We start from the raw sequence: 13573 nt of genomic DNA on the forward strand, positions 1-13573 counted from the left end.
GCCAGATTCCGTCCGAGCACAGGGAGCCAACGCCACACATGGACAGCACCGCAACCGCCTCGCTCGCCTCCCTCTGGGACGAGGTCTCCGGTACGCAGCCCGACCCCGACCTGTGGGTGGTGATCGCGACCCTGGGCGCCGCGCTCGCCGTGGTGATCCCGCACGGCCTGTGGCGCATCTCCCGCAACGCCATCACCATCGCCCACGAGGGCGGCCACGGGCTCGTGGCCCTGCTCACCGGCCGCACCCTCACCGGCATACGCCTGCACTCGGACACCAGCGGCCTGACCGTCAGCCGCGGCAAGCCGCACGGCATCGGCATGATCCTCACCGCGGCCGCGGGGTACACGGCTCCGCCCCTGCTGGGCCTCGGCGGAGCTTCCCTGCTGGGCTCCGGCCGCATCACGCTCCTGCTGTGGCTGGCCACTGCCCTGCTCCTCGCCATGCTCGTGATGATCCGCAACGCCTACGGCGCCCTGACCATGCTCGTCACCGGCGGCCTGTTCGTGCTGGTGTCGTGGCTGGCCGGCCCCCAGGTCCAGGCGGCGTTCGCGTACGCGGTGGTGTGGTTCCTGCTGATCGGCGGCGTGCGCCCGGCCTTCGAGCTCCAGGCGAAGCGGGCCCGGGGCGGTGCCGGGGACTCGGACGCGGACCAGCTGTCGCGGCTGACGCACGTACCGGCGGGGCTGTGGTTCTTCCTGTTCCACGCGGTGTCGCTGTGCTCGCTGATCGGCGGGGGCCGCTGGCTGCTGGAGATGTGACGACCGACCCGGGGGTGCCGGGCCGCCGCGAAGTGCGGCTCCATCACCTGGGCGCGACCGGCCCCACGGCGCCGCACTCGGACGACGGCCTGCTTATAAAGTAAAGGCATGGCCCCGAACACCGCAGACACCGCCCTCTGGCCCGCCCCGCACGCGAGCGGAGCCGTCGACGCGACGGTCCACGTGCCCGGGTCCAAGTCGGTCACCAACCGTGCCCTGGTCCTCGCCTCCCTCGCCTCCGAGCCCGGCTGGCTGCGCCGCCCGCTGCGCTCCCGCGACACCCTGCTGATGGCCGGCGCGTTGCGTGCGATGGGCATCGAGATCGAGGAGACGGTGTCGTCCAGCTCCTCCGTCGCGGGGAGCCCCGACGGCACGGGTGAGGCCTGGCGGGTGCTCCCCACGGGCCTGCGCGGACCAGCCACGGTCGACGTCGGCAACGCCGGCACGGTGATGCGTTTCCTGCCGCCGGTGGCCGCGCTCGCCGACGGCCCCGTCCGCTTCGACGGCGACCCCCGTTCCTACGAGCGTCCCCTGACCGGCGTCATCGACGCGCTGCGTCAGCTCGGCGCCCGGATCGACGACGACGGCCGCGGCGCCCTGCCGTTGACCGTGCACGGCAGCGGCGCCCTGGACGGCGGCACGGTCGCCATCGACGCCTCCTCCTCGTCGCAGTTCGTGAGCGCCCTGCTGCTGTCCGGCCCCCGTTTCAACCAGGGCGTCGAGGTCCGCCACACCGGCGCCACGCTGCCCTCCATGCCGCACATCCGCATGACGGTCGACATGCTGCGCGCGGTCGGCGCCCAGGTGGACACGCCCGAGTCGGGCGGTGAGCCGAACGTCTGGCGGGTCTCGCCGGGCGCCCTGCTCGGCCGGGACCTGGTCATCGAGCCGGACCTGTCGAACGCCCAGCCGTTCCTGGCGGCGGCGCTGGTGACGGGCGGCAAGGTTGTCGTCCCGGACTGGCCGGCCCGCACGACGCAGCCCGGTGACCGGCTGCGCGAGATCTTCACCGAGATGGGCGGCTCCTGCGAACTGACCGAGTACGGGTTGGTGTTCACCGGCTCCGGCTCGATCCACGGCATCGACGTCGACCTCGGCGAGGTCGGCGAGCTGACGCCGGGCATCGCGGCGGTCGCGGCCCTCGCCGACTCCCCGTCGACCCTGCGCGGCGTGGCTCATCTGCGGCTGCACGAGACGGACCGGCTGGCCGCGCTGACCAAGGAGATCAACGAACTCGGCGGCGACGTCACGGAGACCGCCGACGGTCTGCACATCCGCCCGCGCCGGCTGCACGGCGGGATCTTCCACACCTACGACGACCACCGCATGGCCACGGCCGGCGCGATCATCGGACTGGCGGTGGAGGGCGTGCAGATCGAGAACGTGGCGACGACGGCCAAGACCCTGCCCGACTTCCCCGACCTGTGGACCGGGATGCTCGGGGCGTAGGACGCAGGGATCACGTCATGCGCCGCTACGGCAAGCACACCGACGAGGACGACATCCGCACCCGTCCGGGCCGCCGCAACACCCGGCCCCGGACGAACATCCGCCCCAAGCACGAGGACGCCGCCGAGGGACTCGTCCTCACCGTGGACCGGGGCCGCCTGACCTGCCTCGTCGAGGACCGTGTGGTCATGGCGATGAAGGCCCGCGAGCTGGGCCGCAAGGCGGCGGTCGTCGGCGACCGCGTCGCCCTCGTGGGCGACCTGACCGGCAAGAAGGACTCCCTCGCGCGGATCGTGCGCATCGAGGAGCGGACCTCGGTCCTGCGGCGCACCGCGGACGACGACGACCCGTTCGAGCGGGTGGTCGTCGCCAACGCCGACCAGCTGGCCGTCGTCACCGCCCTCGCCGACCCCGAGCCCCGCCCCCGGCTGATCGACCGCTGTCTGGTCGCGGCCTACGACGGTGGCCTGGATCCGCTGCTGGTTCTGACCAAGTCGGACCTCGCGCCGCCCGAGAAGCTGCTGGAGCTGTACGGCGACCTCGACATCCCCTACGTCGTGACCAGCCGAGCGGAACTGGAGAGCGGGGTCGCCGTCGCCCGGGTGCGCGAGCAGCTCGACGGCAAGATCACCGCGTTCGTCGGCCACTCCGGTGTCGGCAAGACGACCCTGGTGAACGCGCTGGTGCCCGAGGAGCAGCGGCGCTCGACCGGGCATGTGAACGCGGTGACGGGCCGCGGCCGGCACACCACCACCTCGGCGCTGGCGCTGCCGCTGTCGGGCAACGACGGCTGGGTCGTGGACACCCCGGGCGTGCGGTCCTTCGGCCTCAACCACGTGGACCCCTCCCGGGTCATCCTCGCCTTCCCCGACCTGGAGCCGGGCACCGAGGGCTGCCCGCGCGCGTGCAGCCACGACGAGCCGGACTGCGCGCTGGACGCGTGGGTGGCAGAGGGGCACGCGGATCCGGCGCGGCTGTACTCGCTGCGGCGGCTGCTGGCCACGCGCGAGCGCAAGGAAGGCGACTGACCTTCGTGTTGTTTGTCCTGGGCGTGCGCAAGGAAGGCGGCTGACCTCCGCGTTGTTTGTCCTGGCGTGCGGGCGGTAAGTGCATAATCGCACCCAAGCCGGATGCAAGCCTGGCCAAGACCTGACGAGCGCGCTGAGACTGATGAAGCGGTCACTGAACGTGGGATACGGGAGGACGACTCATGGCGTGGCTGCTGGTCATCGTGGCCGGGTTGCTCGAGACCGGCTTCGCGGTGTGTCTGAAGCTGTCGCACGGCTTCACCAGGCTCTGGCCGACGATCGCGTTCTGCGTCTTCGCCCTCGGCAGCTTCGGACTGCTGACCCTCGCGCTGAGAAGACTCGACGTCGGTCCGGCGTACGCGGTGTGGACCGGCATCGGGGCGGCGGGGACGGCGATCTACGGCATGGTGTTCCTGGGTGACCTGGTCTCGGCGCTGAAGATCGTGTCGATCAGTCTCGTCATCGCCGGTGTGATCGGGCTGCAGTTGTCGGGTTCCGCGCACTGACGCTCTGTCAGCCGGCCTGTCGGGGAAGGGCGCTGCGGACCAGGTCGGCTACGCCGCCCTCGCCGGGTGGTGCGGCCACGCACGACAGGGCGAGCCGGACGGCGAGTTCGCAGGAGCGGGCCAGTTCGGCGGTGTCGGACTTCGGCGTGGCGGGGCCGGCCAGGAGGGTGACGGCGCGGTCGCGGACGAGGGCGACGAAGTCGCTGGGTGAGGGCAGCGGTCCGTCGGCGCGGCGTTGGGCCGGGACGGCGGAGCTGGACGGTACGGCCGTCAGGGCCGGGGCGGGCAGCCGCTCGCTCCAGCAGCCGGTGAGCATGGCGCGGACGAGGACGTTGTCCCGGGCCGCCGAGGCGGTCCACTCGGCGGTGGCGGTGAGCCGGTCGCACGGATCGCTGTGCCCGGCGAGGGCACGGTCCACGCCCGCGAGGTATCCGTCGGCCTCTCTCCTCACGAGCGCCCGGGCGAGACCGTCCTTGCTGCCGAACTCGTTGTAGAGCGTCTGCCGGGACACTCCGGCCGCCGCGGCCACGTCCACCATCCGTACGGCGGACCACGGCCGGTGCACCAGCGCCGTGTAGGCGGCGTCCAGTAGAGATTCCCGCGCTGCAGGCATCTTCGCCTCCCCTTGGGGCGAGCGGCTCTGCGCCCAGATTTGACGCGCGTGGAACCACTGTCAAGGGTTCGCGGGCGCGCCCGGGGGCGCCTTTCGGCCTTGTCGCGCGGGGGCGTTGGCCCGGAGGGCTACTTCTGGTCGTCGTCGAACTTCGAGGTCGACCAGAAGTAGCCCAGCACCGCGAGGCCCAGGCACCAGGCGAGGGCGAGCCATCCGTTGTGGCCGATTTCGGTGCCGAGGAGCAGGCCGCGCAGGGTCTCGATCGCCGGGGTGAACGGCTGGTACTCGGCGATCGGCTGGAACCAGCCCGGCATCGCGTCGAGCGGGACGAAGGTGCTGGACAGCAGCGGCAGCAGGATCAGGGGCATCGCGTTGTTGCTCGCCGCCTCCGCGTTCGGGCTGACCAGGCCCATGCCGACGGCGATCCAGGTGAGCGCCGTGGCGAAGAGCACGAGCAGTCCGAAGGCGGCCAGCCATTCCAGGACGGTGGCGTCGGTGGACCGGAAGCCGATCGCCACACCGACGGCGCCGACGAGCACCACGCTGACGACCGCCTGCAGCACGCTGCCGAGGACGTGCCCGATGAGCACCGACCCGCGGTGGATCGCCATGGTGCGGAAGCGGGCGATGATGCCCTCGGTCATGTCGTTGGAGACCGAGACCGCGGTGCCGATGGTGGTGCTGCCGATGGTCATCAGCAGCAGGCCGGGGACGACGAAGGCGATGTACGCGGAACGGTCCGGGCCGCCACCGCCGATGCCGGCGCTCATGGTGTCGCCGAAGATGAAGACGAAGAGCAGCAACAGCATGATCGGGGTGAGCAGCAGGTTCAGGGTGAGTGAGGGGTAGCGCCGGGCGTGCAGGAGGTTGCGGCGCAGCATGGTGGAGGAGTCGCGCAGAGCGAGGCTGAGGGAACTCATCGGGCGTTCTCCTTGGGCTAGTTGGGGATGTGGGCGGCGGTGCCGCCGGTCAGGGCGAAGAAGACGTCGTCGAGGTCGGGGGTGTGGACGGTGAGTTCGTCGGCTTCGATGCCGGCGGTGTCGAGCCGGTCGAGGAGGGTGCGCAGCTGGCGCTGGCTGCCGTCGCTGGGGAGCCGCAGGGCGAGGGAGTCGTCGTCATTAGTGGCGTCGGTGAGGGTGGCGGCGGCGTTGCGGTAGGCGGCCGGGTCGGTGAAGCGGAGCCGGATGTGTCCGCCGGGGATGAGTCGTTTGAGCTGGTCGGGGGTGCCTTCGGCGGCGAGGGTGCCGTTGTGGAGGACGGCGATGCGGTCGGCGAGTTGGTCGGCTTCCTCCAGGTACTGGGTGGTGAGGAAGACGGTGACGCCACTGGTGACGAGTTGGCGGATGATCTGCCAGAGGTTGTGGCGGGCGCGGGGGTCGAGGCCGGTGGTGGGTTCGTCGAGGAAGATGATGCTGGGGTCGCCGACCAGGGTCATGGCGATGTCGAGGCGGCGTTTCATGCCGCCGGAGTAGGTGGAGGCGGGTTTCCCGGCGGCGTCGGTGAGGTCGAAGCGTTCCAGCAGTTCGGCGGCGACGCGGCGTCCCTCGCGTTTGGGCAGGTGGTGCAGGTCGGCCATGAGGAGCATGTTCTCCTCGCCGGTGATCAGGCCGTCGACCGCCGAGAACTGGCCGGTGACTCCGATCGCGGCGCGTACGGCCTGTGGGTCGGTGGCGAGGTCGTGGCCGGCGACCCGGGCCTGTCCGCCGTCGGCGGTGATGAGGGTGGAGAGGATCTTGACGGCGGTGGTCTTGCCGGCGCCGTTCGGCCCGAGCAGGGAGAACACCGTCCCTTCCGGGACGGCCAGGTCGACGCCGTCCAGGACGGTCTTGTCGCCGTAGGACTTCCGCAGCCCGTTCGCCGCGATGGCCAGGTCGGTCATGAGGGGTGCTCCTTCGGACAGGCTGCGGGCTGCTAGAGGCTGCGGGCGGTGATGTCACCGTGCGCGGTGGTGGCCTGGATGGTCAGGCCGGCGGCGGCGCCGTCGGTGTTCTTGAGGGTGTTGTGGATGCGGCCGTAGCCGGTGCCGGCGTCCAGGGCGGCGGAGACGCCGTGCGCGGCGCCGACCGAGATGTCGCCCTGCTCGGTGCGCAGTGCGACGGCGCCGCGGACGGCCTCGGCGATACGGAGGTCGCCCTTCTGGGTGCTGATCTCGGCCGGTCCGCCCAGGCGGCCGACCTCGATGTCGCCGGCGAGGAGGGTGAGGCGGGCGCTGTGGGTCTCGTCGAGCTTGACCGAGCCCTGCGCCGCCTCGAAGGCGACGTCTCCGAGCCGTCCGACGCCGCGCAGTTCGGCGGCGGCGGCCTTCGCCTCGACGTGGGAGCCGGCGGGCAGCTGCACGGTGATCTCGACGGATCCGGAGTGGCCGAGGATCCGGTTCTTCGCCTCGGGGGCCGTGACCCGCAGGACGCCGTCGTCGTAGGTGGTCTCGATCTGCTCGGCCGCCGTCACGTCACGGCTCTTGGATGCGTTCGCGGGCAGGATCTCGACGGTGGTGTCGGCCCGGTCGGCGGCGATGAGGCGGATGCGTCCGGCGGGGATGTCGAGGACGGCCGAGACGGTGGCGGGGGTGTCGAACTTCTGCATCGTGCTCTCCTTGGATTCTTGTGGTGCGTCGTTTCCGATGATGGAAAAGCTACGTTGCGTTCACGAAATCGACAACGTCTTTGTTGCACTCAAACTCCATATTCGCAGCTCAAAGCCGAGAAATCATTGCAACGAGCTTGGCGCCGAACGCAACAGAACCACTCACTCCGTTGCAATGAGATGCCGGTGAACGCTATGGTGCGGACATCGCGCACCACGAAGGAGGCCACGATGCCGGGAGGCAGACTCACCCAGCAGGAACGCCAGCAGATCGCGCTGGGACTGGCCGACGGCCTCGCCTACGCGGAGATCGCCCGGCGCCTCGACCGCCCGACCTCGACGGTCACCCGGGAGGTCATGCGCAACGGCGGCCCCACGGCCTACCGCGCCGACCTGGCCCATCGCGCCACGGAACGGCGCACCCGCCGCAAGCAGGCCGCGCCCCGGGACCCGATGTCACCCCCGCAGACCGACGGGCGGGACGCCGAGGCCGTGCGCGAGTACGAGGAGACGTTCACCACCGTCCTCATGGGGTCGGGCATGCCCAAGATGATGTCCCGGGTGATGGCCTGCCTCTGCATGACCGACTCGGGCAGCCTCACCGCGTCCGAACTCGCCCAGCGGCTGCAGGTCAGTCCGGCCTCCGTCTCCAAGGCGATCGCGTTCCTCGACAGCCAGGGCCTCGTCCGCCGCGAGGCGGACGAAGGCCGCCGCGAGCGCTACGTCGTCGACGACGACGTCTGGTACCAGTCGATGATGGCCAGCGCCCGGTCCATCGCCCAGGTCGTCGACATCGCCCGGCAGGGCGTCGGCGTCCTCGGCCCCGGCACCCTGGCCGCCACCCGCCTCGAGAACGTCGCCCGCTTCCTCGACTTCGTCGCCGAGAGCACCGCCCGAGCCGCGGAGCAGGCACGCGACATCCTCCACACCAAGCCCGGCCCGGCTCCGGACGGCACCGAAGAGCCGAGTCCGGATCACTGACCTCGCGCCTGGCGCCTGGCATCGTCAAACCCCTCCCCCACCGTCACAAACCCCCTGTAGCCCCACCCCCACCTCGGCAGATAGGTTCGTTGCATGCCCGACTACCTCGACGACCTGCGTCTCGCCCACGTCCTCGCCGACGCCGCCGACGCCGCGACGATGGACCGCTTCAAGGCCCTCGACCTCAAGGTCGAGACCAAACCGGACATGACCCCGGTGAGCGAGGCGGACAAGGCCGCAGAGGAGCTCATTCGCGGCCAGCTCCAGCGCGCCCGCCCCAGAGACGCGATCCTCGGCGAGGAGTACGGCGTCGAGGGCACCGGCCCCCGCCGCTGGGTGATCGACCCGATCGACGGCACCAAGAACTACGTGCGCGGCGTGCCCGTGTGGGCCACGCTCATCTCACTGATGGAGGCCGGCGAGGGCGGGTTCCAGCCCGTCGTGGGTGTCGTCTCCGCTCCCGCCCTCGGCCGCCGCTGGTGGGCCGCGAAGGGCCACGGCGCGTTCTCCGGCCGCAGCCTGACCAAGGCCTCCCGGCTGCAGGTCTCCCGCGTCTCCAAGCTCTCCGACGCGTCCTTGGCGTACTCCTCGCTCAGCGGCTGGGAGGAGCAGGGCCGCCTGGACGGCTTCCTGGACCTGACGCGCGAGGTGTGGCGCACGCGTGCGTACGGCGACTTCTGGCCGTACATGATGGTGGCCGAGGGCGCCGTCGACATGTGCGCCGAGCCGGAGCTGTCCCTCTGGGACATGGCCGCCACGGCCATCGTCGTCACGGAGGCCGGCGGCACCTTCACCGGCCTCGACGCCCGCCCGGGCCCCCACAGCGGCAACGCGGCCGCATCGAACGGCCTGCTGCACGACGAGTTGCTCGGATATCTCAACCAGCGCTACTGAGCCCCCCGTTGTTACCGAGCGCCCCCTTGTTGACCCTCCCTTTGCCTGCCACTCTGAGAGCCCCCCCACTTGTGAATTTGTGAAACTCTGAACGAACGGTGGGGAGACTCCCAGGAGGTGGCTCCATCCATGCTCGTCCGTGACGCCATGAGCACTGTCGTCCTCACGATCGGCCCGACCCACACCCTGCGCCAGGCCGCATCGCTGATGTCCGCGCGCAAGGTCGGGGCGGCGGTGGTCCACGACCCCGACGCCGGCGGCATCGGCATCCTCACCGAACGCGACATCCTCAACTCCGTGGGCCTGGGCCAGGACCCGGACACGGAGCGCGCCCACGCCCACACCACCACCGACGTCGTGTTCGCCGCCCCGGCCTGGACCCTGGAGGAGGCGGCGGGCGCCATGGCGCACGGCGGCTTCCGGCACCTCATCGTGCTGGACGGCGGCGAACCCGCCGGCATCGTCTCGGTCCGCGACATCATCCGCTGCTGGGCACCGGCACGACAGCGGGTTCCGGCCTGACGACACGGACGGGCCGAGCCCCGAAAGGGACCCGGCCCGTCCGCCACCGCAAGCGGTCCAGCGCTGGAGTTCAGCCGCGCAGGGCCCGGACCGCGACCTCCAGCCGCTTGCCGTAGTCTCCGTCGGCCCGACGGAAGTTGTCGATCGCCCGCTCGACGATGTCGTCGCGCGAGACCTTGGCGATGAAGCCCGCCAGGTTGGCGATCAGGCGCTCCTTCTCGTCCTCGCCCATAAGGCGGTAGAGGTTGCCCGCCTGCACGAAGTCGTCGTCCTCGGCATACACCGGAGCCGGGTGGTTGCCCGTCGCGCCGCTCACGGCCGTGGCGGACCACAGCGGGCGATCGGTCTGGAACGGGCCGTCGAAGCTGTTCGGCTCGTAGCTCTTCGCACCCGCGTGACGGCCGTCGTAGAGGTACCCGTCACGGGAGATCTCGACGACCGGGTAGTCCGCGTGCGGCCAGACCTTGGTCAGGTCGAACGGGGGGAAGCGGTACGTGGCCGCCTCGGCCACCGGCATGATCTGCACGCCGACGGTCCACGTCGGGTACTCGCCGCGCTCGATGGCCCGGCGCAGATCGCGCTGGTGGGAGTCGGGGTCCTCACCGGCGAGCCGGGCGGCCGCCTCGGCGGTCAGGTTCTTGATGCCCTGGCCGGTCTTGAAGTGGTACTTCACCCAGAAGGCCTCGCCGGCCTCGTTGCTCCACTGGAACGTGTGCGAGCCGAAGCCGTCCATGTGGCGGTACGAGGCGGGGATGCCACGGTCGCCGAACAACCAGGTCACCTGGTGCGTGGACTCGGGGGACAGACTCCAGAAGTCCCAGACGTTGTCCGCCTCCGTCGAGCCCGTGTAGGGGTCGCGCTTTGGGTGTGGATGAAGTCCGGGAACTTGATGGCGTCCTTGATGAAGAACACCGGGGTGTTGTTGCCGACGAGGTCGTAGTTGCCCTCCTCGGTGTAGAACTTCAGCGCGAAGCCGCGCGGGTCCCGGACGGCGTCCGCCGCTCCCAGGTTGCCGGCCACCGTCGAGAAGCGCAGGAACACCTCGGTCTGCTTGCCGACCTCGGAGAGGAACGCGGCACGCGTGTACGGGGTGACGTCGGCGGTCACCGTGAAGGTGCCGTAGGCCCCCGCACCGCGAGCGTGCACCACGCGCTCCGGGATGCGCTCACGCTTGAAGTGGTCTCTAGATAATGTCTAAGACGAGGGAGGATCTAAACTCACACCTATTCGGGACCTGGTCTCTTTTGCTGTTAGGCTGGTGGCTATGAGTGACCTTCTGGAACGGCTGCGCGGACGCGGATGGCGGATGACCGCGCAGCGGCGTGTCGTGGCTGAGGTCCTCGACGGCGAACACGTCCATCTGACGGCCGACGAGGTCCACGCACGGGCCGTCGCCAAGCTGCCCGAGATCTCCAGGGCGACCGTCTACAACACGCTGGGCGAACTGGTGACCCTCGGCGAGGTGCTCGAGGTCTCCACGGACCAGCGTGCCAAGCGGTACGACCCGAACGCCCACCAGCCGCACCACCACCTGGTCTGCGCCCAGTGCGGCGCGATCCGCGACGTCCACCCCACCGGCAATCCGCTGGCGGACCTCCCCGACACCGAACGCTTCGGCTTCACGGTCTCGGACGTCGAGGTGACGTACCGCGGCGTCTGTCCGAACTGCGCTGCCGCCTAGCCCTCCCGCACGGAACACGAAAGCCCCGGCACCCATGGGTGCCGGGGCTCACTGCTGCCGTCGTCGCACGATGCCGAAGACGCTGAGACCGAAACGCCTGGCCGGAACGCTGAGAACACCTGGCCGGAAACGCTGAGGCCGGAAACATCAAGGACCAGAAACACCGAGGGCCGGAACCCTTTCGGATTCCGGCCCTCGGCCTTCAGTAGCGGGGACAGGATTTGAACCTGCGACCTCTGGGTTATGAGCCCAGCGAGCTACCGAGCTGCTCCACCCCGCGTCGTTGAATGCAACGTTACGTCACCGCAGAGGACGGATGCAAATCCATTGCTCGGCAGCCCCCGCCCGGTGGCCGGCGGCGACGCCTCACGCGGACAGTTCCTGCCGCAGCGCGTCCCTCAGCCGTTCCGCCCTCTCGGCGACGGACGCCGGCCCCAGGGACACGGCCCGGTCAGCCCAGCGCTGCCCCTCCGCCAGTTCACCCCGACGCGCGTAGACCAGGGCCAGCCGCAACGCCGCCCGCCCGTGCCCGGCGTCGGCAGCCCGCGTCCACCACACCGCCGCCTCGGGCTCGCTCCCTTCCCGGGCCAGCAGCAGCCCCAGATAGAACGCGCCGTTGCGGGATCCGGCCTCGGCCGCCTCCCGGTACCACCGAGCCGCCTCGACGACATCGCCCCGGGCAGCCGCCAGCATGCCGACCCGCACCTGCGCCCGCCGGTGCCCCTGGGAGGCCGCCCGCTCGTACCACTCCTCGCACTCACTCCGCCGGTGCACCGGCTCCCCGAGCTCGTGCGCGGGCTCCGGCGGACGGCGCGCGTCGAGCACGGTCGCCAGCCGGTACGCGGCCTCGGAGCTCCCGCCCCCGGCCGCACACCGCAGATGCCGCTCGGCCTCCTGCTCGTCACCCTCCCGCAGCCTCGCCATACCGACCTGGAGCGCCGCCTCGGTGTGGCCGGCGGCAGCGGCACGCTCGTACCAGCGCAGCGCGGTCTGCTCCTCGCCCCGCCCGGCATGCAGGATGCCGAGGTTGAAGGCGGCGTCGACGCTCCCGGCCTCGGCGGCCTTGGAGAACCACGGCTCCGCGCCCGTCTCGTCACCGCCCCGCAGCAGCAGGATCGCCAGCGCGTTCGCCGCCTCCCGGTGCCCGGCGTAGGCCGCGCGCCGGTACCACTGCTCGGCCTGCGGGGTGCGCCCCTGCTCGGCGCAGAGCAGACCGAGGTTGTACGCGCCGTTCACGTCACCCGCGTCCATCGCGGCCCGGTACCACCGCTCGGCGGTCTGGGTCTCGCCCCGCTCGGCGTGCAGGGCCCCCAGCGCGTTCGCCGCGTTGCCGTCGCCGTCCTGGGCGGCCCGCAGCCACCACACGGCGGCGTTCTCGGTGTCGCCCGCGTCACGCAGCAGGAAGCCGAGCGCGCAGGCGGCGCGCGCCTCCCCGTCCTTGGCGGAGGTCAGGTACCAGCGCCCGGCCTCCTTCAGCTCGCCACGCCTCTCCAGGATCGTCCCGAGGTGCAGCGCGGCCCGCCGGTGGCCACGCGCGGCGGCCTGCCGGTACCACTGCTCGGCCTCCTCGGGCGCCTGGACACCGTCGTCGCCGTCGGCTTCCCGCGCCGCCTGCCGGTCCAGCGCCCGCGCCAGCCGGTACGCCGCCTCCCGGTGCCCGCGCTCGGCCGCGACCCGCATCCACTGCTCGGCACCGGCGTCACCGCGGTGCTCCAGCAGATCGGCGAGCGCGTACGCGCCCAGCGTGTGGCCCTGTTCGGCGGACTGGCGCAGCCAGTACTCGGCGGCGGGCTCGTCGCCGCGCTCGCGGTGGTGCCGCCCGAGGGCGTGCGCGGCCGCCGTGGATCCGGCGACGGCGGCGATCCGCCACCATCCGGCGGCCTCGTCGGCGTACCCCCGCTGGTGCAGGAGGACTCCGAGGTTGTTGGCGGCCGCCCGGTCGCCCGCGGCGGTGGCGGCACGCAGATGAGGCTCGGCACCGTCGAGATCACCACGGCGCAGCAGCATGGCCCCGAGGACACTCATCGCCTCGACGTCGCCGGCCTCGGCGGCGAGCCGCTGACGCAGCTCCTCGGCCGCCTCGTCGGCGATCTCCCCGGTCTCGTCCGGGGTCTCGGTGTCCTCCCGGCTGGAAGGCTGCACAAAACGCCCTGTCTCGAACAGAGTTGCCTTGTCCCCCATAACGTCCATCGTCGCACCACCTGCAACCTGGGTACACCTGGTATACCGCAGCCAGTGAGGTCACTTCAGCGTTTTGTCGACATGCCCACAGAGAGACAAGTCAAACACAGATTGCCCAACTCCCCCCGGCGGCGCGGCCACAGGCTGCGCCAGCACATGCGTTCACACATCACGAAGGCCCGGATTCCTTTGTGGAATCCGGGCCTTCGGTGCCGCTCCGTCACTCGGACATCGCGACTTCAGTAGCGGGGACAGGATTTGAACCTGCGACCTCTGGGTTATGAGCCCAGCGAGCTACCGAGCTGCTCCACCCCGCGCCGTTGTGTTCACAACCGTATCATCGTGCTGCCGGTGCTCTGGCTCATCCTCGCGGC

14 protein-coding genes, 2 tRNA genes and 1 pseudogene are annotated in these 13573 nt (G+C 71.0%); 8 read left to right on the top strand and 9 right to left on the bottom strand.

Going from position 1 to position 13573, the window contains the following annotated elements; genetic code table 11:
• Nucleotides 1-38: 38 nt before the first annotated feature.
• From ABT116_RS19470 to ABT116_RS19485, 4 genes are all read left to right on the top strand, one after another.
• The gene (locus tag ABT116_RS19470; protein ID WP_351635042.1) at nt 39-761 is read left to right on the top strand and encodes a M50 family metallopeptidase; all 723 of its coding nucleotides are present in this window, start codon (nt 39-41) and stop codon (nt 759-761) included.
• 108 nt (nt 762-869) lie between these two features.
• A complete protein-coding gene (gene aroA, locus ABT116_RS19475; RefSeq protein ID WP_351635045.1) occupies nt 870-2210 on the top strand; it encodes a 3-phosphoshikimate 1-carboxyvinyltransferase in 1341 nt (446 codons plus the stop codon).
• 17 nt (nt 2211-2227) lie between these two features.
• Nucleotides 2228-3238: a ribosome small subunit-dependent GTPase A gene (gene rsgA, locus ABT116_RS19480; RefSeq protein ID WP_351635047.1), complete on the top strand. Its 1011-nt coding sequence runs from the start codon at nt 2228-2230 to the stop codon at nt 3236-3238.
• Nucleotides 3239-3420: 182 nt separating this feature from the next.
• Nucleotides 3421-3744 (top strand): DMT family transporter, encoded by a 324-nt coding sequence (locus ABT116_RS19485; protein ID WP_351635050.1) that lies wholly within the window; start codon nt 3421-3423, stop codon nt 3742-3744.
• A gap of 7 nt (nt 3745-3751) precedes the next feature.
• Here the strand turns inward: ABT116_RS19485 and ABT116_RS19490 are convergent, their stop codons facing one another.
• From ABT116_RS19490 to ABT116_RS19505, 4 genes are all read right to left on the bottom strand, one after another.
• The gene (locus ABT116_RS19490; RefSeq protein WP_351635053.1) at nt 3752-4357 is read right to left on the bottom strand and encodes a TetR/AcrR family transcriptional regulator; all 606 of its coding nucleotides are present in this window, start codon (nt 4355-4357) and stop codon (nt 3752-3754) included.
• A 128-nt stretch (nt 4358-4485) separates the two neighbouring features.
• Entirely contained in the window at nt 4486-5277 is a 792-nt protein-coding gene (locus ABT116_RS19495) for an ABC transporter permease (RefSeq protein ID WP_351635056.1), read from the bottom strand.
• 17 nt (nt 5278-5294) lie between these two features.
• A complete protein-coding gene (locus ABT116_RS19500; RefSeq protein ID WP_351635059.1) occupies nt 5295-6236 on the bottom strand; it encodes an ATP-binding cassette domain-containing protein in 942 nt (313 codons plus the stop codon).
• A 32-nt stretch (nt 6237-6268) separates the two neighbouring features.
• The gene (locus tag ABT116_RS19505; RefSeq protein ID WP_351635062.1) at nt 6269-6940 is read right to left on the bottom strand and encodes a DUF4097 family beta strand repeat-containing protein; all 672 of its coding nucleotides are present in this window, start codon (nt 6938-6940) and stop codon (nt 6269-6271) included.
• A gap of 231 nt (nt 6941-7171) precedes the next feature.
• Between ABT116_RS19505 and ABT116_RS19510 the strand changes: the two genes are divergently transcribed.
• From ABT116_RS19510 to ABT116_RS19520, 3 genes are all read left to right on the top strand, one after another.
• Nucleotides 7172-7921 carry a GbsR/MarR family transcriptional regulator gene (locus ABT116_RS19510; protein WP_351635065.1) on the top strand — a complete coding sequence of 250 codons (750 nt, stop codon included), beginning with the start codon at nt 7172-7174 and terminating at the stop codon, nt 7919-7921.
• A 93-nt stretch (nt 7922-8014) separates the two neighbouring features.
• The gene (gene hisN / locus ABT116_RS19515; protein ID WP_053672380.1) at nt 8015-8815 is read left to right on the top strand and encodes a histidinol-phosphatase; all 801 of its coding nucleotides are present in this window, start codon (nt 8015-8017) and stop codon (nt 8813-8815) included.
• A gap of 129 nt (nt 8816-8944) precedes the next feature.
• On the top strand, nt 8945-9337 hold the full coding sequence (locus tag ABT116_RS19520) for a CBS domain-containing protein (protein ID WP_351635069.1): 393 nt from the start codon (nt 8945-8947) through the stop codon (nt 9335-9337).
• A gap of 70 nt (nt 9338-9407) precedes the next feature.
• On the opposite strand, the gene ABT116_RS19525 is transcribed toward ABT116_RS19520, so the two are convergent.
• Both ABT116_RS19525 and ABT116_RS19530 read right to left on the bottom strand, forming a co-directional pair.
• Nucleotides 9408-9569, bottom strand: a complete 162-nt coding sequence (locus tag ABT116_RS19525; RefSeq protein ID WP_351635097.1) for a catalase-related domain-containing protein — start codon at nt 9567-9569, stop codon at nt 9408-9410.
• A gap of 252 nt (nt 9570-9821) precedes the next feature.
• Nucleotides 9822-10486 (bottom strand): annotated as a pseudogene (locus ABT116_RS19530) (catalase); the annotation flags it as partial.
• A gap of 115 nt (nt 10487-10601) precedes the next feature.
• On the opposite strand from ABT116_RS19530, the gene ABT116_RS19535 reads away from it, so the two are divergent.
• Nucleotides 10602-11018, top strand: a complete 417-nt coding sequence (locus ABT116_RS19535; RefSeq protein WP_062928973.1) for a Fur family transcriptional regulator — start codon at nt 10602-10604, stop codon at nt 11016-11018.
• A 206-nt stretch (nt 11019-11224) separates the two neighbouring features.
• Here ABT116_RS19535 and ABT116_RS19540 read toward each other — a convergent pair.
• The 3 genes from ABT116_RS19540 to ABT116_RS19550 all read right to left on the bottom strand — a co-directional run bounded on the left by ABT116_RS19540 (nt 11225) and on the right by ABT116_RS19550 (nt 13516).
• A tRNA-Met gene (locus tag ABT116_RS19540) sits at nt 11225-11298 on the bottom strand.
• Nucleotides 11299-11384: 86 nt separating this feature from the next.
• The gene (locus ABT116_RS19545) at nt 11385-13208 is read right to left on the bottom strand and encodes a tetratricopeptide repeat protein (protein ID WP_351635078.1); all 1824 of its coding nucleotides are present in this window, start codon (nt 13206-13208) and stop codon (nt 11385-11387) included.
• A gap of 234 nt (nt 13209-13442) precedes the next feature.
• Nucleotides 13443-13516 (bottom strand) — tRNA-Met (locus ABT116_RS19550).
• Between the last annotated feature and the right edge of the window lie 57 nt (nt 13517-13573).

The organism is Streptomyces sp. NPDC002130, from assembly GCF_040296465.1.
Lineage (GTDB): Bacteria > Actinomycetota > Actinomycetes > Streptomycetales > Streptomycetaceae > Streptomyces.